The organism is Paenibacillus sp. FW126-R14, from assembly GCF_058789495.1.
This window is the reverse complement of sequence record NZ_JBYTBS010000046.1, coordinates 15,977-35,502: the sequence shown is the minus strand read 5'-3', so window position 1 is coordinate 35,502 and position 19,526 is coordinate 15,977. Positions and strand designations below refer to the sequence as shown.

Here is a 19,526-nt window from a genome sequence, read left to right as displayed (position 1 = left end):
TCATTCTATAGTTGTATTACAGTTTGATCTCGATATCTACGCCAGACGGTAAGTCCAAACGCATTAGAGCATCAACTGTTTGTGGTGTTGGATTCACAATATCGATTAGACGCTTATGCGTACGCATTTCGAATTGCTCACGCGAATCCTTGTACTTGTGTACCGCACGAAGAATCGTGATGATTTGCTTCTCTGTCGGAAGCGGAATCGGACCGGATACACCTGCACCGGAACGCTTGGCAGTTTCCACGATTTTCTCAGCTGATTGATCAATGATTCTGTGATCATAAGCTTTCAAACGGATACGAATTTTTTGCTTTGCCATATAAGTCCCTCCTTCTATCGCCCAATTTAGTATCGGACATACTCCGCGAAAATTCTCCAACAACCTTTCCCATGGCAAAGGGTCCGGGTGTGTCGGCAACCTTTCGCATCATCGCAACGTCACAGACCAACGTTTTATATTATATAAAATTCTGAAACTAAATGCAAGCGAAATTTTAGGCATTCGCATAAAAAAACACCCACCGCCTAAACGGTGAGTGTTTCTTCTATATAAAGGAATTACTTTTGAATTGTAGCAACCGCGCCCGCACCAACAGTACGTCCGCCTTCACGAATCGCGAAACGAGTTCCTTCTTCGATAGCGATTGGGTTGATCAGTTCAACTGTAACTGTGATGTTATCACCAGGCATAACCATCTCAGTACCTTCTGGAAGAGTGATGATACCAGTTACGTCAGTTGTACGGAAGTAGAACTGTGGACGGTAACCAGTGAAGAAAGGCTTGTGACGGCCACCCTCTTCTTTAGTCAGAACGTAGATTTGAGCTGTAAAGTTAGTGTGTGGTTTAACGGAAGCTGGTTTTGCAAGAACTTGTCCACGCTCGATGTCTTTACGGTCTACACCACGAAGCAAAGCTCCGATGTTGTCACCAGCTTGAGCGGAATCAAGCAATTTACGGAACATCTCTACGCCTGTTACAACGCATTTACGAGTTTCTTCCGCGATACCAACGATTTCAACCTCGTCTTGTACTTTAACAGTACCACGCTCTACACGGCCTGTAGCAACTGTTCCACGACCAGTGATGGAGAATACATCCTCAACCGGCATAAGGAAAGGCTTATCAGTTTGACGCTCAGGAGTTGGGATGTAAGTGTCAACTTGCTCGAACAACTCAACGATTTTGTCAGCCCAAGCACCATCTGGGTTTTGAAGAGCTTCACGAGCTGCACCGCGGATGATTGGAGTGTCATCGCCTGGGAACTCATACTCGTTAAGAAGGTCGCGAACTTCCATCTCAACCAGTTCAAGCAACTCATCATCTTCAACCATGTCACATTTGTTAAGGAATACTACGATGTAAGGTACGCCTACTTGACGGGAAAGAAGGATGTGCTCGCGAGTTTGTGGCATAGGGCCGTCAGCTGCGGATACAACCAGGATCGCTCCGTCCATTTGAGCAGCACCAGTGATCATGTTTTTAACATAGTCGGCGTGACCTGGGCAGTCAACGTGTGCGTAGTGACGGTTAGGTGTTTCGTACTCAACGTGAGCTGTGGAGATTGTGATACCGCGCTCGCGCTCTTCTGGTGCTTTATCGATTTGGTCGAAAGCTACTGCAGCTCCACCGTATCTTTTGGACAATACAGTTGTGATAGCAGCTGTCAAAGTTGTTTTACCATGGTCAACGTGACCGATAGTACCGATGTTAACATGCGGTTTATTACGTTCAAATTTAGCCTTTGCCATTTTAAACGATTCCTCCTTAGAGTGACTATTAGTTTTATATTATTAAGCGCCTTTGCCTTTTGCAATAATTTCTTCTGCAATTGACTTAGGTACTTCTTCATAATGTGAAAGTTCCATGGAGTAAACACCACGGCCTTGAGTTCTCGAACGAAGTGTTGTGGAGTATCCAAACATTTCGGAAAGAGGTACCTTAGCACGGATGATTTGCGCGCCATGACGGTTATCCATACCTTCGATGCGTCCACGACGGGAGTTAAGGTCACCCATAACATCGCCCATGTACTCTTCTGGTACAGTAACTTCAACCTTCATGATTGGCTCAAGAAGAACCGGTTTACATTTCTCTTTTGCAGCTTTAAGCGCCATGGAACCAGCGATTTTGAACGCCATTTCATTGGAGTCAACATCATGGTAGGAACCATCGACAACTGTAGCTTTGATGTCTACTAGAGGGAATCCAGCAAGAACCCCGTTCTTCATAGACTCTTCGATACCCGCTTGGATCGGAGCGATGTATTCACGAGGAATCGAACCACCCACGATTTTGCTTTCGAAGACGAATCCAGCCCCTGCTTCTTGAGGCTCGAACTCAACCCAACAATGTCCGTATTGACCACGGCCACCGGATTGACGAACGAATTTACCTTCAACTTTAGCAGGTGCACGGAAAGTTTCACGGTAAGCAACTTGCGGTTTACCTACATTTGTTTCTACTTTGAATTCACGAAGCATACGGTCAACGAGGATCTCAAGGTGAAGCTCACCCATACCTGCGATGATCGTTTGTCCTGTTTCTTCATCTGTAGAAGCACGGAATGTAGGATCTTCTTCGGAAAGCTTTTGCAATGCGATACCCATTTTGTCTTGGTCCGCTTTCGTCTTCGGCTCAACAGCAAGCTGGATAACCGGTTCAGGGAAGTTCATGGACTCAAGGATAACTGGGTGCTTCTCATCGCAAAGCGTATCCCCTGTCGTTGTATCTTTCAGACCAACGGCAGCCGCGATATCACCGGAGTATACGATGCTGATTTCTTGACGGCTGTTCGCATGCATTTGAAGAATACGACCAACACGCTCACGTTTGCCTTTCGTTGCGTTAACAACGTAGGAACCGGAGTTCAAGGTACCAGAGTACACACGGAAGAAAGTAAGACGACCAACGAAAGGATCTGTCATGATTTTGAACGCAAGCGCTGAGAACGGTTGGTCATCAGCAGACTTACGAACCACTTCAGTTCCATCGTCAAGTACACCTTTAATGTCAGGTACATCAATTGGAGCCGGCAGGTAATTGATTACCGCGTCAAGCATCAATTGAACGCCTTTGTTTCTGTAAGAAGATCCGCAGATAACTGGGAAGATCTTAACTTCACAGACACCTTTACGCAGTGCTGCTTTGATTTCGTCAACAGTCAATTCTTCGCCTTCAAGGTATTTCATTGTAAGCTCTTCATCAAGCTCAGCAACTTTTTCTACCAATTCCAAACGGAGCTCTGCGACTTTATCTTTAAACTCAGCAGGAATTTCGATTTTCTCGATATCCTTACCAAGATCGTCTTTGTACATATACGCTACTTCTTCAACCAAATCGATGATGCCTTTGAATTCATTCTCAGCACCAATCGGAAGTTGAATAGCAACCGCATTTGCACCCAATTTCACACGCATGGATTCAACAACTTGCAAGAAATCTGCACCGATGATATCCATTTTGTTAACGTAAGCAATACGAGGAACATTGTATTTATCAGCTTGTCTCCAAACTGTTTCGGATTGAGGCTCAACGCCTTCTTTCGCGCTAAATACACCAACTGCTCCATCCAATACACGAAGGGAACGCTCTACCTCAACGGTAAAGTCAACGTGTCCCGGGGTATCAATAACGTTGATACGGTGACCATCCCAGTGAGCAGTTGTAGCGGCGGAAGTAATTGTGATTCCGCGCTCTTGCTCTTGTTCCATCCAGTCCATCGTTGCTCCACCTTCGTGGACTTCACCGATTTTGTGAACACGGCCTGTATAGAACAAGATACGCTCAGTGGTAGTTGTTTTACCAGCATCAATATGTGCCATGATCCCGATATTACGTGTATTTTTCAAGGAGTACTCTCTAGCCATAAGTCGTTATGTCTCCTTTCTATAATCTGTTTTATGATTCTACCAACGATAGTGAGCGAACGCTTTGTTAGCTTCAGCCATCTTGTGTGTATCTTCACGTTTCTTAACGGAAGAACCTGTGCTATTGCTAGCATCGATAATTTCATAAGCCAATCTTTCTTCCATTGTCTTCTCACCGCGAAGACGGGAGTAGTTGACCAACCAACGCAAACCAAGTGTCGTACGACGCTCTGGTTTTACTTCGATTGGAACTTGATAGTTCGCTCCACCTACGCGGCGAGCTTTAACTTCAAGAACTGGCATAATGTTTTTAATAGCAGCTTCGAACACTTCCATCGGCTCTTTACCTGTACGATCTTTCACGAGGTTAAAAGCGTTATATAGAATGGACTGTGCTACCCCTCTTTTTCCATCGATCATAATACGATTGATAAGACGAGTAACAAGTTTGCTATTATAAATCGGATCTGGCAATACGTCTCTGCGAGTAACTGGACCTTTACGAGGCATAGTTATCCCCCTTTCTTATAAGAATCATCCCTGATTGTTATATCTTATTTTTTTACTTTCGGACGTTTAGTACCGTATTTGGAACGGGATTGCTTACGGTTGTTAACACCGGAAGTATCCAGCGCGCCACGCACGATGTGATAACGTACCCCTGGAAGATCTTTAATTCTTCCTCCACGGATCAATACAACGCTGTGCTCTTGCAGGTTGTGACCGATACCTGGAATGTATGCTGTCACCTCTACACGGTTCGTCAAACGAACACGAGCATATTTACGAAGTGCGGAGTTAGGCTTCTTAGGAGTCATTGTACCTACACGCGTGCAGACACCACGTTTTTGAGGTGCACTCAAATCCGTTGCTTCTCTTTTCAAAGCGTTAAAACCTTTTTGCAAAGCTGGTGATTTAGACTTATCCACCTTCGCTTGACGACCTTTACGTACTAGTTGATTAATTGTTGGCATATCGCCACCTCCTCCCTAAATTCATAACATGATAGACTTTTTGCAAGCCCACAGATCCAGGCGAGTCATAAATGAGCAAAGAGAAAGTCTTTGCCACGGGCAGCTGCAAAAGTTATGAAAACTTATGTACGCCATCCCACTAACAAAAACGTCTTAAGCGTTTATTCATTTACAACAGCTGCTACCGCAGCTCCAACTTCAATTCCACATGCTTTACCTAGCAGCTTCATAGAATCTACGTAGGTTATTGGCACACCCTTTTGGTTACAGAGAGCTACCAGCTTTATCGTTAATCGCGGATCTGCATCTTTAGAAACAAACACTTCAACAGCTTTATCTTGCTCCACTGTCTTAGTTACCTTCTTCGTCCCTACACTTATATTCTTCGCCTGTTTGACTTTATCATAAGACATAAGGCACCCCCTTCAAAGAAAGGAAAGAATATCAACTTAGGCACACTACGATATATTAGCATTTTGGGATTCCAGTGTCAAGGAAGAACTTCTTTCCTTTTTAACATAATCATAGTTTTATAAAAAAACCAAGAGGGACAGCTTAACCAGCCATCCCTCTTAGATTTATATAGACGTTATTCTACGGCTACAGTTTCTTTTTCGAGATCCTCATCTTGCACGAGCACTTCGTTCGGGTCCGTAATCCGGATGTTCCGGTAACGAGGCATACCCGTTCCTGCAGGAATGAGTTTACCGATAATAACGTTCTCCTTCAGACCGAGCAATTGGTCGACCTTGCCTTTGATCGCTGCATCCGTCAAGACACGAGTTGTCTCTTGGAAGGACGCCGCGGACAGGAAGGAATCTGTCTCAAGGGACGCTTTGGTGATACCGAGCAAGATTGGTCTTGCAACAGCTGGCTCATTGCCGGCGAACAAAGCTACTTTGTTGGCTGCTTCATATTCATGAATGTCTACGAAGGAACCTGGAAGGAGCGTCGTATCTCCAGCATCAACGATGCGGATTTTCCGCAACATTTGACGAACCATAACTTCAATATGCTTATCGTTAATTTCTACCCCTTGGTTACGGTAAACACGTTGAACCTCTTGCAGAATGTAGTTCTGCACGCCGCGGATACCTTTGATGCGAAGCATCTCTTTCGGATCGATAGATCCGTCTGTCAGCTCGTCTCCGGCCTCAACTTGTTGGTTCAGAGATACACGTACACGGGAACCGTAAGGAACTGCATATACCTTGGATTCCGCTTCGCCTTGGACTTCGATTTCACGACGATCTTTCGCCTCGCGAATTTCTTTGACGACGCCGTCAATCTCGGAAATGATCGCTTGACCTTTCGGATTCCGAGCTTCGAAAAGCTCTTGAATACGCGGCAAACCTTGCGTAATATCGTCTCCGGCAACACCACCGGTATGGAACGTACGCATTGTCAACTGTGTTCCTGGCTCACCGATGGATTGAGCGGCAATGATACCTACAGCCTCACCAATCTCAACGAATTGGCCTGTCGCCAAGTTGCGGCCGTAACATTTCTTACAAACACCATGATTGGTGCGGCAGCTAAGAACGGAACGAATTTGAAGTCTTTCAATACCGGCATCGATGATCGCATCTGCAATTTCGGATTCGATCAGCTCGTTGCGTTGAACGATGACTTCGCCTGTTTGCGGATTGCGAACAGTTTCAAACGCATAGCGTCCTTCGATACGGTCGTAGAGATCTTCGATAACCTCTTTACCGTCTTGAATTTTGCTAACCATGAAGCCTTTATCCGTACCGCAATCGTCCTCACGAACGATAACGTCCTGCGCTACGTCTACGAGACGACGAGTCAAGTAACCGGAGTCAGCTGTACGAAGCGCCGTATCGGCAAGACCTTTACGCGCACCGTGCGTGGAAATAAAGTACTCCAAGATCGTCAAACCTTCACGGAAGTTCGATTTAATCGGCAACTCCATAATTTTACCGGATGGATTCGCCATCAAACCACGCATACCGCCAAGCTGTGTAATCTGCGATTTGTTACCCCGTGCTTTGGACTCAACCATCATCGAGATGGAGTTGTACTTATCGAGGGATTTCATCAGAATATCGGTGATTTCATCCTTCGCTTTACTCCAGATCGCAATAACACGGTCATAACGCTCTTCATCCGTAATCAAACCACGGCGGTATTGGTTCGTAACTACGCGTACTTTCTCTTCGCACTCTTTGAGGATTCCTTCTTTTTCAGTTGGAACCACAACGTCGGAGACAGCAACGGTAATACCCGCTTTGGTGGAGTACGTGAAGCCAAGCTCTTTGATTTTATCAAGGATCATCGACGTTTGCGTCGTTTGGTATTTACGGAAGCACTCAGCAATGATAGAGCCGAGGTATTCTTTACCTACCGCTTTGTTCTCAGGACGCTCAAGCATAATGGCTTTCAGATCGGCACCTTTGTCGAAGACAAAGTGGGAATCTGGAATACCGTTCAGCAAGTTCGTTTTGGTCGGTTCATTGATGAATGGGAAATCGCTTGGATAGATTTCGTTCATAATGATTTTACCGATCGTTGTAATCAACATGGCATTTTGCTGCTTCTCAGTAAAGCTCGTTTTATTCAAAGCTTTCGCCGGAATAGCAACACGCGCATGCAGAGCCATTTTGCCCGATTGATAGGAAGAAATCGCTTCGTGTACAGTTCTAATAATAGAACCGGCACCTTTAGCAAATTTGTTGTCCGTTGTTAAGTAGAAGCTTCCCAGAACCATATCCTGTGAAGGTGTAACAACCGGCTTGCCGTCTTTCGGGTTCAAAATGTTACCGGACGCCAGCATCAATAAGCGAGCTTCCGCTTGTGCTTCCGATGACAGAGGTACGTGGACCGCCATTTGGTCACCGTCGAAGTCAGCGTTGTAGGCTGTACATACGAGCGGATGCAGCTTGATGGCACGGCCTTCCACGAGAATCGGCTCGAACGCCTGAATCCCGAGTCTGTGCAATGTGGGGGCACGGTTCAGAAGAACCGGATGCTCCTTAATAACTTCTTCGAGAACATCCCAAACATCCGGACTTACGCGCTCGACTTTGCGTTTCGCGCTTTTGATGTTGTGGGCCAAACCTTTATTTACAAGCTCTTTCATGACGAAAGGCTTGAACAATTCAAGTGCCATTTCCTTCGGAAGACCGCATTGGTACATCTTCAGGTGAGGTCCTACTACGATAACGGAACGACCGGAATAGTCAACACGTTTACCGAGCAAGTTTTGACGGAAACGTCCTTGTTTACCTTTCAGCATATGGCTGAGGGATTTCAACGGACGGTTACCAGGTCCTGTTACCGGACGGCCGCGGCGGCCGTTATCGATAAGAGCATCTACCGCTTCTTGCAGCATGCGCTTCTCATTTTGAACGATAATGTCCGGAGCGCCCAGGTCGAGCAATCTTTTGAGACGGTTGTTACGGTTGATAACCCGGCGATAGAGATCATTCAAGTCGGAGGTCGCGAAGCGTCCGCCGTCCAATTGAACCATCGGACGAAGTTCCGGCGGGATAACCGGAAGTACATCCAGAATCATCCAACCCGGCAAATTCTTCGAGTTACGGAATGCTTCCATAACTTCCAAACGCTTGATCGCACGATTGCGGCGTTGACCTTGCGCTGTTTTCAATTCTTCTTTGAGCGTATCGACTTCACGTTCGATGTCGATATCGATCAGAAGCTTTTTCACTGCCTCAGCACCCATGCCCGCTTGGAACGCGTAGCCGTACTTCTCGCGGTAGCTGCGGTATTCTTTTTCGGAAAGAAGCTGTTTCTTCTCCAAAGGTGTATCCCCTGGATCGGTTACCACATAGGACGCGAAGTAGATAATTTCCTCCAAGGATCTTGGAGACATATCCAAAGCAAGACCCATGCGGCTTGGAATGCCTTTAAAGTACCAGATATGCGATACAGGAGCTGCAAGCTCAATGTGCCCCATACGCTCGCGACGTACTTTCTGGCGGGTTACTTCAACGCCACAGCGGTCACAAACGACGCCCTTGTAACGGACGCGTTTGTATTTACCGCAATGACATTCCCAATCTTTGGTTGGCCCGAAGATCTTTTCGCAGAAAAGACCTTCTTTCTCAGGCTTTAAAGTTCTGTAGTTAATCGTTTCCGGCTTCTTTACTTCCCCACGGGACCAAGAGCGAATTTTATCGGGTGATGCCAAACCGATTTTCATAAACTCGAAGTTGTTAACGTCCATCAAGGAGCAACCCTCCTTTAAGAATTTAAACCCACTATGCAGTGAATCGATCTCGATCTAATGTGGTGTTCTCTATTCATTGACCCCTAATTCAGAGCCCTCTAAATTTAGGTTTAATTTATCGCTGGTGACTTCGTCGTCATCATCGGCTTCGCGCATTTCGATCTCTTCTTCGTCGCCGGAAAGGATTTTGACGTCCATACCCAAGCTTTGAAGCTCTTTGATCAAAACTTTGAATGATTCCGGAACACCCGGTTCTGGAACATTCTCGCCTTTTACGATGGACTCGTATGTTTTCACACGGCCTACGACGTCATCGGACTTCACAGTAAGAATCTCTTGCAGTGTATAGGCGGCACCATAAGCCTCAAGCGCCCATACCTCCATCTCCCCGAAACGCTGACCACCGAACTGCGCTTTACCACCCAGCGGCTGCTGAGTAACAAGGGAGTAAGGTCCTGTGGAACGGGCATGGATTTTATCGTCAACCATGTGCGCCAGTTTGATCATGTACATGACGCCAACCGTAACTTCGCGCTCGAAAGATTCCCCTGTACGGCCATCGTACAGAATCGTTTTGCCGCTGCGCTGCATGCCGGCTTCTTCCATCGCATCGAACACGTCATACTCGCGCGCTCCGTCGAATACAGGCGTAGCCGCGTGGATGCCCAGGTACTTGGAAGCCATACCTAAGTGAACTTCAAGCACTTGACCGATATTCATCCGCGAAGGAACCCCTAGTGGATTCAAGACAACCTCAACAGGAGTACCATCCGGAAGGAAAGGCATATCTTCTTCAGGAAGAATACGGGCAACGACCCCTTTGTTACCGTGACGTCCCGCCATTTTATCGCCTTCGGAAATTTTCCGTTTTTGCGCGATATAGACACGAACGAGTTGGTTCACGCCAGGAGGCAGCTCATCGCCGTTCTCACGGGTAAATACTTTCACGTCGACAACGATACCGTCCGTACCGTGCGGTACGCGCAGGGACGTGTCACGAACTTCACGAGCTTTCTCACCGAAGATCGCGTGCAGCAATCTTTCTTCCGCCGTAAGCTCAGTCACACCTTTAGGCGTTACTTTACCTACGAGGATGTCGCCAGCACCGATTTCGGCACCGACACGGATGATTCCGCGCTCGTCAAGATTTTTCAGCGCATCTTCCCCGACGTTCGGGATGTCGCGTGTAATTTCTTCAGGTCCAAGCTTCGTATCACGCGCTTCGGACTCATATTCCTCAATGTGAATGGACGTGTACACATCTTCTTTCACAAGCTTTTGGCTTAACAAGATCGCATCCTCGTAGTTGTACCCTTCCCAAGTCATGAAGGCTACGACAACGTTACGGCCCAAAGCCAATTCGCCTTGCTCTGTTGATGGTCCGTCAGCAAGAATATCGCCCGCTTTAATCAATTGGCCCTTTTTCACAATCGGACGTTGATTAATGCACGTACCTTGGTTGGAACGCATGAATTTGTGAAGCTTATATTTGACGATGTTGCCGCTGACCAATTTGCCGTCAACCAGTTCCTGGCGACGCAGCCAAATTTCATTCGCAGCAGCTTTCTCAATAATTCCATCAAATTTGGAGACAATACATACTCCCGAGTCCTTCGCGACTTTGTGCTCCATACCAGTACCTACTAGAGGCGCTTTTGGAATCAAAAGAGGTACGGCTTGACGCTGCATGTTGGATCCCATCAACGCACGGTTGGAGTCATCGTTTTCAAGGAACGGAATTAATGCCGTCGCTACGGAAACAACTTGCTTCGGAGAAACGTCCATGTAGTCGACACGTTCAACCGGCAGCGTTAAGTTATCATCTTTGTAACGGACGATAATCGCTGAATCAACGAATTTGTTCTCTTCCGTCAACTCGGCGTTCGCTTGCGCGATTACGTAGTTATCTTCTTCATCCGCAGTCAGGTAAGCGATTTGGTCAGTAACAGTTCCCGACTTCGGATCTACCCAACGGTACGGAGCTTCAATGAAGCCATACTCATTAATACGGGCAAACGTAGACAAGGAGTTGATCAACCCGATGTTCGGTCCCTCTGGAGTCTCAATTGGACACATACGGCCATAGTGAGAGTGATGGACGTCACGAACTTCCATCCCTGCGCGCTCTCTCGTCAAACCGCCGGGTCCGAGTGCAGATAGACGTCTTTTGTGCGTCAATTCGGCAAGCGGATTCGTTTGGTCCATAAATTGAGAAAGCTGCGAGCTTCCGAAGAACTCTTTGATCGACGCGATAACAGGACGAATGTTGATTAAAGCTTGCGGCGTAATGACATTCGCATCTTGAATGGACATACGCTCACGAACAACACGTTCCATACGGGACAGACCGATACGGAATTGGTTTTGCAGCAATTCACCAACAGAACGAAGTCTACGGTTGCCTAAGTGGTCAATATCATCCGTATTCCCAATGCCATGCAGCAAGTTGATGAAATAGTTGATGGATGAAATGATATCGGCAGGCGTGATGTTCTTCACTTGTTTGTCGATAACCCCGTTAGAGATTACTTTAACAACCTTGCCTTCTTCTGTCGGCGAGTACACGTTGATGCACTGAACAGGGATCGTATCCGCGCCAGTTACACCCTTCGGAATGGAGAACTCTTTGTAGCCTGCTCCTTTTTCGATAAAAGGAAGGATTTCGTCTAACACGCGACGATCCAGCAGTTGTCCTGCTTCAGCAATGATTTCTCCCGTTTCGGAATCCACCAAAGTTTCCGCCAGGCGCTGATTGAACAATCTATTTTTAATGTGTAATTTCTTATTGATTTTGTAACGACCTACGTTAGCCAAGTCATAACGCTTCGGATCAAAGAAACGAGCGACGATTAAGCTTCTTGCATTATCAAGCGTAGGCGGTTCGCCCGGACGAAGACGCTCATAGATTTCGATCAACGCTTTTTCCGTAGAATCCGTGTTATCTTTATCGAGCGTATTGCGGATATATTCATTATCACCGAGCAAATCCAAAATCTCTGCATCCGTGCCAAACCCTAATGAACGAAGCAGTACCGTTACTGGAATTTTGCGCGTGCGATCGATACGGACATAGATAATATCCTTCGCATCGGTTTCAAGCTCCAACCAAGCTCCACGGTTCGGAATAACCGTAGCCGTGTAAGTTTTTTTGCCGTTTTTATCCACTTTCGTGCTATAATAAACACTGGGGGAACGAACGAGCTGGGAGACGATAACACGCTCCGCACCGTTAATAATGAACGTTCCCGTATCGGTCATAATAGGGAAATCCCCCATGAACACTTCTTGTTCCTTGACCTCTCCGGTTTCCTTATTAATCAAACGGACTTTGACTCTTAACGGCGCCGCATAGGTTACGTCGCGTTCTTTGGATTCATCGACCGAATACTTAGGATCCCCCAAGCTATAGTCAATAAACTCCAGTACTAGGTTGCCTGTAAAATCCTGAATTGGAGAGATATCCTGAAACATCTCACGTAATCCTTCTTCCAAAAACCACTCATACGATTTTTGCTGGATTTCAATCAGGTTTGGAATGCCCAGCACCTCATTAATTCGTGCATAAGTCCTGCGTTTACGTCGTCCAAATTGAACAAGATGTCCCGCCAACTTTCATTCACCCCTCAACTCTACTCAATAAATAAAAAGAAGAAGAAAAACTTCGACCGACGTACACTCAGGACGCCTCCGTTATGGAGCCCGTCCGAAATAAGCGACTGTATGGATGAAGATTTTTCCCTGTAATCAATAAAACTTTCCAAATATTTCTTCCCATCCTGTTAGAGTTTCCTAAAATTCAAACATTATACGTTACAAGTTTAAATTTTATTCATCTCGGAGGAAAAAAAGACTTGACATTTTTGTTAACTAAAGACATGTGTCCCATCTTAATACTGACATTTTTTAATAATACCATATGTGAAATGTCAAGTCAAACAAATTTCCACGATTATGGCTAGCAAATAGGTCCTCCACCCGGGAAGCATATGCTACTTTGTTGCTTTGAGTATTTTGTAGCCTTTGTCTTTGGATACCTCTACAACTTCACGGTACAGCGACTCTAGTTTTTTCATCGCTGATGGCGCGCCTTGTTTTTTCTGTATGACAACCCAGATCGAGCCGCCGTCGACCAGACAATCGTAAGCATCCGTAAAGATCCGATGCACGACTTCTTTCCCTGCACGGATCGGAGGATTTGTGAGCACCACGTCAAAGCGCTGCTCCTTCACCTGCTCCAATAAATCGCTTTGCAAGATCGACACATTGGCAATCCCGTTGCGCCGTGCATTTTCCGTACTCAACTCGACAGCTCTCTCATTAATGTCGACCATTGTCACATGCCCCTTAGGACACATCGACGCTGCAGTAAGTCCTATCGGGCCGTAGCCGCACCCAACATCAAGTACCTTGGCATCCTCTTTCAGCTGCATTGTTTCAATCAGGTGCTTGCTTCCATAGTCCACACCTTTTTTGGAAAAGACGCCGGCATCCGTCAGGAATGTGTACTTCTTACCGCGCAGTTCCTCTTGCGCTTCGTTGACATCACGCTTAACCGTGGGACGCTGCGTATAATAATGCTCTGACACGTTAAGATTCCCTCCTCTTTTTTACCTATAGGAAAATCAAATAACTGCGAGCGTTCCTAAGGCTTTCCTAAAGGTAAAAGCTTAGGTAAAAAAACCTCTTGAAGGCAAGCTTCAAGAGGTTTCCCGTAAAAGAAATTACTTAACTTCAACAGTTGCGCCAGCTTCTGTAAGCTTAGCTTTAACAGCTTCTGCTTCTTCGGAGCTAACTTTTTCTTTGATTGGTTTTGGAGCGCCGTCAACCAGGTCTTTCGCTTCTTTCAGGCCAAGACCTGTGATTTCGCGAACTACTTTGATTACGTTGATTTTGGAAGCACCAGCGTTAGTCAAGATAACATCAAACTCAGTTTGAGCTTCTTCAACTGCTACTGCTGCGCCACCGCCAACTGCTACTGGAGCAGCTGCTGTTACGCCAAACTCTTCTTCAATTGCTTTAACCAGGTCGTTCAATTCCAAGATTGTCATGCCTTTGATTGCTTCTAGGATCGTTGCATTTGTGCTCATGGTTAAACCTCCATTATCATTAATAAATTAGTTTGTTGTTGTAAAACGTTTCGTACACGGTATTAAGCTTGACCTTCAGCTTCTTTTTTCTCAGCAACTGCTTTAACAGCAAGTGCAAAGTTACGAACAGGAGCCTGAAGAACGCTAAGCAACATGGAGAGAAGACCATCTCTGGATGGAAGTTCAGCAAGTGCTTTAATTTGATCGTATCCAACTACGCGGCCTTCGACCACGCCACCTTTTACGCTCAATTTGTCATTCTTTTTCGCAAATTCAGTCAAGATTTTCGCCGGAGCAACTAGATCGTCTTTACTGAAAGCAATAGCGGTTGGACCTGTTAGGTACTCATCCAATGCGCTAAGTTCAGCATTTGCCGATGCGCGTCTAGCCAACGAGTTCTTGAGAACTACGAATTCAATACCAGCTTCACGCAGAGTTTTACGCAGCTGTGTTACTTGAGCTACGTTCAAACCGCGGTAGTCAGCGATGACTGTAGAAGCACTAGCTTTGAACTTTTCAGTCACTTCAGCTACTGCCAGTTGTTTCTCAGCAAGAATTTTCGCGTTTGCCATAGTACACCTCACTTCTTATGCATTTATGTTTCAATATCACAAACAGTAGGAGCATCAGCATTCCTTATATGAATAAGAAATGCCTTCGTAGACGCTACGAAGGCATGATGTGTTCACTTTTTCCCTGATGTTCAAAGAAATCGTTATATATATCATAACACCTCGGTAGGAAATTAAGCACGTGGCACCTACTGTCTACGGTTTGCATATTCATTTTTATGACCTTTGATAGAGTATCACGCCCAGTGACCGAAGTCAACTGGAAGCTATTACTTATCTGAAGGAGCTTACGTTTACTCGAACACTTGGTCCCATTGTTGAGGATACAGCAATGTTTTTCAGGTAAACACCTTTAGCAGCTGCCGGTTTCGCTCTAACAAGCGCATCAACCAATGCTTTGAAGTTTTCGTTCAACTTGTCTGCATCGAAAGATACTTTACCAAGTGGAGCATGGATTTGTCCTGCTTTGTCAAGACGGTATTCGATTTTACCAGCTTTGATCTCCTGAACGGCTTTCGTTACGTCGAAAGTAACTGTTCCCGCTTTAGGGTTTGGCATTAAACCTTTACCCCCGAGGATACGACCCAGTTTACCAACTTCGCTCATCATGTCCGGAGTAGCTACGCAAACGTCGAACTCGAACCAACCTTGTTGAATTTTGTTGATCATGTCAGCATCACCAACAAAATCCGCACCAGCTGCTTCAGCTTCTTTCGCTTTGTCGCCTTTAGCAAATACAAGTACGCGTTTTGTTTTACCAGTACCGTGTGGAAGTACAACTACCCCACGAACAGCCTGATCTTGTTTTCTTGGGTCTACACCCAGACGAACTGCAACATCTACAGTTTCATCAAATTTAGCAGGAGCTGTTTTCTTAACAAGCTCGATTGCTTCTGACGGATCGTACAAAGTTTCAGCATTTACAAGCTGAGATACTTCGCGGTATTTTTTACCGTGTTTAGGCATAATCTAAATCCTCCTTAGTGGTATTAGCGGATAATCCTCCCACCGAGCGACCTCAAAGTTTTCCGAGAAAACTTATTCGCAAGCCGAGGCTCACACAGTCGCATTCCTTGCGGAATTAATCTTCGATAGTGATTCCCATGCTGCGAGCTGTACCTTCAACCATACGCATAGCAGCCTCAACGGATGCAGCATTCAGGTCAGGCATTTTTTGTTCTGCGATTTCGCGAACTTTTGCACGTTTCACAGTTGCAACTTTCTTTTTGTTTGGTTCACCGGATCCTTTTTCGATACCAGCAACGACGCGAAGAAGAACTGCAGCCGGAGGCGTTTTTGTGATGAATGTAAAGGAACGATCCTCGAATACTGTGATCTCAACCGGAATAATAAGGCCTACTTGATCAGCAGTACGAGCGTTAAACTCTTTACAGAAAGCCATGATGTTCACACCTGCTTGACCCAATGCTGGACCGATCGGTGGTGCTGGATTTGCTTTCGCAGCTTGAACTTGAAGCTTGACGATTTTAATAACCTTTTTTGCCATGATAGACACCTCCTGTTTATAATATAGATCCCACTAGTGAAGGTCTATCCCGAGGAATAGACCTGGTAGAAACCCTTGGTTGTCTTGTGTTATAGCTTTTCCACTTGGTCGAAATCGAGCTCAAGCGGGGTTTCCCTACCAAACATGTTGACATGCACCTTAAGTTTACCCTTGTCAGCCACAATTTCTTCAACAGATCCGACAAAGTTTGCGAAAGGCCCCACCTTGACGCGTACGGTTTCTTTGAGTTCGAAGTCGATCTTCGCCTTCGGCTCTTCCATCCCCATATGCTTCAAAATAGATTCAACTTCCTCAGGTAATAATGCAGTCGGTTTAGAGCCGGATCCCGTAGAACCTACGAATCCAGTAACTCCTGGCGTATTACGTACTACGTACCAAGAATCATCCGTTTGAATCATTTCCACGAGAACATACCCTGGATAAACTTTACGCATGACGACTTTCTTCTTGCCGTCTTTGTTTACCAGTTCCTCTTCCATAGGCACAAGCACACGGAAGATCTTGTCCGTCATTTCCATGGACTCAACACGTTTCTCCAGGTTGGCTTTCACTTTGTTCTCATACCCTGAATAGGTATGTACGACGTACCATCTTTTTTCCATGAATAAATTCACCTATAGTCCTGTTTATTTAAAAACAAGGCGCAGCAACTCAGAAATTCCAAGATCCAGCACAAAGAAATAAATAGCAACAAAAGCTACGGTTCCCAACACAACAAGTGTGTAGGTAATCATTTCTTTGCGACTTGGCCACTTGACCTTTTTGAGTTCTGTCCAACTGTCGGTGAAGAAGGAAAAAGTGGAACCGAAGCTTTGTCTCATTCTAGCCAAGAACCCCACAAACTACACCTCCAAAGAACTACCTAGTCTCGCGATGAGCAGTATGTTCATTGCAAAATTTGCAATATTTCTTCAACTCAATACGGTCGGGATTGTTGCGCTTATTTTTAGTGGATGCATAGTTTCTTTGTTTGCAATTTGTGCACGCTAATGTGATGATGACCCGCATGATGTACACCTCCTACAGACACGTTCTAATTAAAGCCCTTCGAAGCGCGTCAAAAAGAAAGCGACTTTTAGGGCTACTCGAACTACTTTATCACAACCCGCAACGGAGTGTCAAGGCAGAAGTCTCACAAATGCGAGAGTATCATCAGTATAGACGCTCCGGCTCGATAATAAACCTCGTACAAAGAAAACGCCCGCGGCGCCAAGTCACGCAAGGCATCGCGGGCATATGCTACAAATCTCTAACTTCCAGATAACGTTCAAGCTTGCGTTTCACACGTTGAAGAGCATTATCAATAGACTTGACATGACGATCCAGATCCACCGCTATTTCTTGGTAAGACCTTCCATCAAGATAGAGCATAAGCACCCTACGTTCCAAGTCGCTCAATATTTCTCCCATTTTATCTTCAAGACCCGTAAATTCTTCTTGATTGATCACAAGCTCCTCAGGGTCTGTAACCCTGGAACCGCTAATGACGTCAAGCAGCGTACGATCAGAATCTTCATCATAGATTGGCTTGTCCAGTGACACGTAGGAATTAAGAGGTATGTGCTTCTGACGCGTTGCTGTCTTAATCGCCGTGATGATCTGTCGGGTAATGCACAGTTCAGCAAAGGCTTTGAATGAAGCAAGCTTGTCTCCTCGGAAGTCGCGAATAGATTTATATAAACCTATCATGCCTTCCTGCACAATATCTTCTCGGTCTGCACCTATCAAAAAATAAGAACGTGCTTTGGCACGCACGAAGTTCTTGTATTTATTGATAAGGTATTCCAACGCTTCGCTACTGCCTTCACGGACTGCCTCGACAATGTCTTCATCTGGCTTGAGGTCATAATCATACATTCTCAGTTCTTTGAGGTCGACACTCACCAACAATCCCTCCGGCCTGCAGGACTACCCAGATTCACATTAAAAGTTTAGGTTAAGTATACATGATGAAATCTCACAACGTCAACGGGGCCTCCCACCATTTCTAGCATTTGGAGGATTTACTCCCCTCTTCGCCACCGCTCAAACTGCGCCTTGATATCACTGCTCAACTTGCCTTCGAACGGATTGCGCTTGGTCGTCGTTTCAGGTTGAATACGTTCCCGGACTTCTTTGCGGTTCTGTTTGATTTTGATAAGAAGTTCGCCTGCCGGCAATCGAAGAGCTCCTTTACCGAAAATAACATGCTGCTCAATCATATCGGAGGTGGCCACATAGATCTGCTTGCGTCTTCCCATCAAATTCGTAACCAAGCGTTCGATCCGTTCATCCGCGGTTTCCTTCTCTTTGGTGTAGAGCACGTTCAGCTTGCTCTGTATATATTTCTTCCCAAGTCCAGGTACCATATAAGCGTCAAAAACCAGATATACTTTCATGCCCGAGTAAGATTGATATTCAGCCAGCATATGAATCAACTTATCCCGGGCACCTTCCAAGTCAGTGTCTTTAAGCTTACTCAGTTCAGGCCAAGCCCCAATGATATTGTAGCCGTCTACGATCAGAAACTCTTCCATCTGCTGTTAACTCTTGTTGCGTTGGCGAACCGCCTCGTACATCAAGACACCCGCGGCGACGGAGGCATTCAAGGAATTGACATGTCCAGCCATCGGCAGCTTAACTAAGAAGTCACATCTCTCCTTAATTAACCTCCCCACACCTTTGCCCTCATTGCCGATAACAAGAGCTATAGGCATATCGAAGTTAGCCTTGTAGACATCTTGCGCTGCGGTCACGTCTGTTCCTGCGACCCAAACGCCTTTCTCTTTGAGCTGTTCGATCGTCTGAGCGATGTTCGTTACCCGGGCAACAGGCACATACTCGACAGCCCCGGCTGAGGTTTTGGAAACCGTTGCCGTGAGTCCTACGGAGCGTCTCTTGGGAATAATGACACCATGAACCCCGGTGCAGTCCGCTGTCCGGAGGATTGAGCCCAGGTTATGCGGATCTTCAATTTCATCAAGAATCAGAATAAAAGGATCTTGTCCAAGCGCTTCGGCTTTCGCAAGAATATCCTCCACTTCCACGTACTCATAAGCCGCCACCTGCGCGATGACGCCTTGATGCTGAAGTCCTTCCACCATTTGGTCAAGCTTGCGCTTGTCTGTAAACTGAACGAGAATCCCCAAATTTTTCGCTTCCGCGACAATTGGCCCTGCGAACTGCTTCTGCGCATTCTCGGCAATCCAAATTTTGTTAATCGTTCGACCGGCACGGATCGCCTCAAGAACGGAGTGCTTCCCGCCAATATATTCTTCTTCCATTATTTTTCCTCCTAAAATT

19 protein-coding genes and 1 other annotated feature are annotated in these 19,526 nt (G+C 46.0%); all 19 genes read right to left on the bottom strand.

Annotated elements, in window-relative coordinates; genetic code table 11:
- Nucleotides 1–16 precede the first annotated feature (16 nt).
- Nucleotides 17–325: a 30S ribosomal protein S10 gene (rpsJ, locus tag AC3WRW_RS24305; protein WP_028557496.1), complete on the bottom strand. Its 309-nt coding sequence runs from the start codon at nt 323–325 to the stop codon at nt 17–19.
- 239 nt (nt 326–564) lie between these two features.
- Complete coding sequence (gene tuf, locus AC3WRW_RS24300; protein WP_492548846.1) at nt 565–1,755, bottom strand: elongation factor Tu; 1,191 nt, start codon at nt 1,753–1,755, stop codon at nt 565–567.
- 42 nt (nt 1,756–1,797) lie between these two features.
- Nucleotides 1,798–3,873: an elongation factor G gene (gene fusA / locus AC3WRW_RS24295; protein ID WP_492548845.1), complete on the bottom strand. Its 2,076-nt coding sequence runs from the start codon at nt 3,871–3,873 to the stop codon at nt 1,798–1,800.
- Between the two features lie 39 nt (nt 3,874–3,912).
- Nucleotides 3,913–4,383 (bottom strand): 30S ribosomal protein S7, encoded by a 471-nt coding sequence (gene rpsG / locus AC3WRW_RS24290; protein ID WP_127457544.1) that lies wholly within the window; start codon nt 4,381–4,383, stop codon nt 3,913–3,915.
- A gap of 44 nt (nt 4,384–4,427) precedes the next feature.
- Entirely contained in the window at nt 4,428–4,847 is a 420-nt protein-coding gene (gene rpsL / locus AC3WRW_RS24285) for a 30S ribosomal protein S12 (RefSeq protein WP_028557500.1), read from the bottom strand.
- A gap of 161 nt (nt 4,848–5,008) precedes the next feature.
- The gene (locus AC3WRW_RS24280) at nt 5,009–5,260 is read right to left on the bottom strand and encodes a ribosomal L7Ae/L30e/S12e/Gadd45 family protein (protein WP_127457545.1); all 252 of its coding nucleotides are present in this window, start codon (nt 5,258–5,260) and stop codon (nt 5,009–5,011) included.
- A 176-nt stretch (nt 5,261–5,436) separates the two neighbouring features.
- Nucleotides 5,437–9,057, bottom strand: a complete 3,621-nt coding sequence (gene rpoC, locus AC3WRW_RS24275; RefSeq protein ID WP_492548844.1) for a DNA-directed RNA polymerase subunit beta' — start codon at nt 9,055–9,057, stop codon at nt 5,437–5,439.
- A 69-nt stretch (nt 9,058–9,126) separates the two neighbouring features.
- A complete protein-coding gene (gene rpoB / locus AC3WRW_RS24270) occupies nt 9,127–12,666 on the bottom strand; it encodes a DNA-directed RNA polymerase subunit beta (protein ID WP_492548843.1) in 3,540 nt (1,179 codons plus the stop codon).
- Nucleotides 12,667–13,046: 380 nt separating this feature from the next.
- Entirely contained in the window at nt 13,047–13,643 is a 597-nt protein-coding gene (locus tag AC3WRW_RS24265; protein ID WP_492548842.1) for a class I SAM-dependent methyltransferase, read from the bottom strand.
- Between the two features lie 135 nt (nt 13,644–13,778).
- On the bottom strand, nt 13,779–14,144 hold the full coding sequence (gene rplL, locus AC3WRW_RS24260) for a 50S ribosomal protein L7/L12 (RefSeq protein ID WP_492548841.1): 366 nt from the start codon (nt 14,142–14,144) through the stop codon (nt 13,779–13,781).
- 62 nt (nt 14,145–14,206) lie between these two features.
- The gene (gene rplJ, locus AC3WRW_RS24255; RefSeq protein WP_492548840.1) at nt 14,207–14,716 is read right to left on the bottom strand and encodes a 50S ribosomal protein L10; all 510 of its coding nucleotides are present in this window, start codon (nt 14,714–14,716) and stop codon (nt 14,207–14,209) included.
- A 66-nt stretch (nt 14,717–14,782) separates the two neighbouring features.
- Nucleotides 14,783–14,935 (bottom strand) — a sequence feature (ribosomal protein L10 leader region).
- Between the two features lie 54 nt (nt 14,936–14,989).
- Nucleotides 14,990–15,682, bottom strand: coding sequence for a 50S ribosomal protein L1 (gene rplA, locus AC3WRW_RS24250; protein ID WP_492548839.1), 693 nt, complete (start codon nt 15,680–15,682; stop codon nt 14,990–14,992).
- 115 nt (nt 15,683–15,797) lie between these two features.
- On the bottom strand, nt 15,798–16,223 hold the full coding sequence (gene rplK / locus AC3WRW_RS24245; protein ID WP_029196472.1) for a 50S ribosomal protein L11: 426 nt from the start codon (nt 16,221–16,223) through the stop codon (nt 15,798–15,800).
- Between the two features lie 89 nt (nt 16,224–16,312).
- A complete protein-coding gene (gene nusG, locus AC3WRW_RS24240; RefSeq protein ID WP_126144113.1) occupies nt 16,313–16,846 on the bottom strand; it encodes a transcription termination/antitermination protein NusG in 534 nt (177 codons plus the stop codon).
- Between the two features lie 24 nt (nt 16,847–16,870).
- On the bottom strand, nt 16,871–17,083 hold the full coding sequence (gene secE, locus AC3WRW_RS24235; RefSeq protein WP_127457552.1) for a preprotein translocase subunit SecE: 213 nt from the start codon (nt 17,081–17,083) through the stop codon (nt 16,871–16,873).
- A 19-nt stretch (nt 17,084–17,102) separates the two neighbouring features.
- Entirely contained in the window at nt 17,103–17,252 is a 150-nt protein-coding gene (gene rpmG / locus AC3WRW_RS24230; protein WP_079418041.1) for a 50S ribosomal protein L33, read from the bottom strand.
- 231 nt (nt 17,253–17,483) lie between these two features.
- Complete coding sequence (sigH, locus tag AC3WRW_RS24225; RefSeq protein ID WP_028557511.1) at nt 17,484–18,128, bottom strand: RNA polymerase sporulation sigma factor SigH; 645 nt, start codon at nt 18,126–18,128, stop codon at nt 17,484–17,486.
- A 119-nt stretch (nt 18,129–18,247) separates the two neighbouring features.
- A complete protein-coding gene (locus AC3WRW_RS24220) occupies nt 18,248–18,760 on the bottom strand; it encodes an NYN domain-containing protein (protein ID WP_492548838.1) in 513 nt (170 codons plus the stop codon).
- Nucleotides 18,761–18,766: 6 nt separating this feature from the next.
- A complete protein-coding gene (rlmB, locus tag AC3WRW_RS24215) occupies nt 18,767–19,507 on the bottom strand; it encodes a 23S rRNA (guanosine(2251)-2'-O)-methyltransferase RlmB (RefSeq protein ID WP_492548837.1) in 741 nt (246 codons plus the stop codon).
- Nucleotides 19,508–19,526 lie beyond the last annotated feature (19 nt).

Bases quoted from the DNA above. Each gene is read 5' to 3' on its own strand.
- tuf (WP_492548846.1), bottom strand. From the start codon at position 1,755: ATGGCAAAGGCTAAATTTGAACGTAATAAACCGCATGTTAACATCGGT.
- rplK (WP_029196472.1), bottom strand. From the start codon at position 16,223: ATGGCAAAAAAGGTTATTAAAATCGTCAAGCTTCAAGTTCAAGCTGCG.
- rlmB (WP_492548837.1), bottom strand. From the start codon at position 19,507: ATGGAAGAAGAATATATTGGCGGGAAGCACTCCGTTCTTGAGGCGATC.
- rpsG (WP_127457544.1), bottom strand. From the start codon at position 4,383: ATGCCTCGTAAAGGTCCAGTTACTCGCAGAGACGTATTGCCAGATCCG.
- AC3WRW_RS24220 (WP_492548838.1), bottom strand. From the start codon at position 18,760: ATGGAAGAGTTTCTGATCGTAGACGGCTACAATATCATTGGGGCTTGG.
- rpsL (WP_028557500.1), bottom strand. From the start codon at position 4,847: ATGCCAACAATTAATCAACTAGTACGTAAAGGTCGTCAAGCGAAGGTG.
- rplL (WP_492548841.1), bottom strand. From the start codon at position 14,144: ATGAGCACAAATGCAACGATCCTAGAAGCAATCAAAGGCATGACAATC.
- nusG (WP_126144113.1), bottom strand. From the start codon at position 16,846: ATGGAAAAAAGATGGTACGTCGTACATACCTATTCAGGGTATGAGAAC.
- AC3WRW_RS24280 (WP_127457545.1), bottom strand. From the start codon at position 5,260: ATGTCTTATGATAAAGTCAAACAGGCGAAGAATATAAGTGTAGGGACG.
- rplA (WP_492548839.1), bottom strand. From the start codon at position 15,682: ATGCCTAAACACGGTAAAAAATACCGCGAAGTATCTCAGCTTGTAAAT.
- fusA (WP_492548845.1), bottom strand. From the start codon at position 3,873: ATGGCTAGAGAGTACTCCTTGAAAAATACACGTAATATCGGGATCATG.
- rpsJ (WP_028557496.1), bottom strand. From the start codon at position 325: ATGGCAAAGCAAAAAATTCGTATCCGTTTGAAAGCTTATGATCACAGA.
- rplJ (WP_492548840.1), bottom strand. From the start codon at position 14,716: ATGGCAAACGCGAAAATTCTTGCTGAGAAACAACTGGCAGTAGCTGAA.
- rpmG (WP_079418041.1), bottom strand. From the start codon at position 17,252: ATGCGGGTCATCATCACATTAGCGTGCACAAATTGCAAACAAAGAAAC.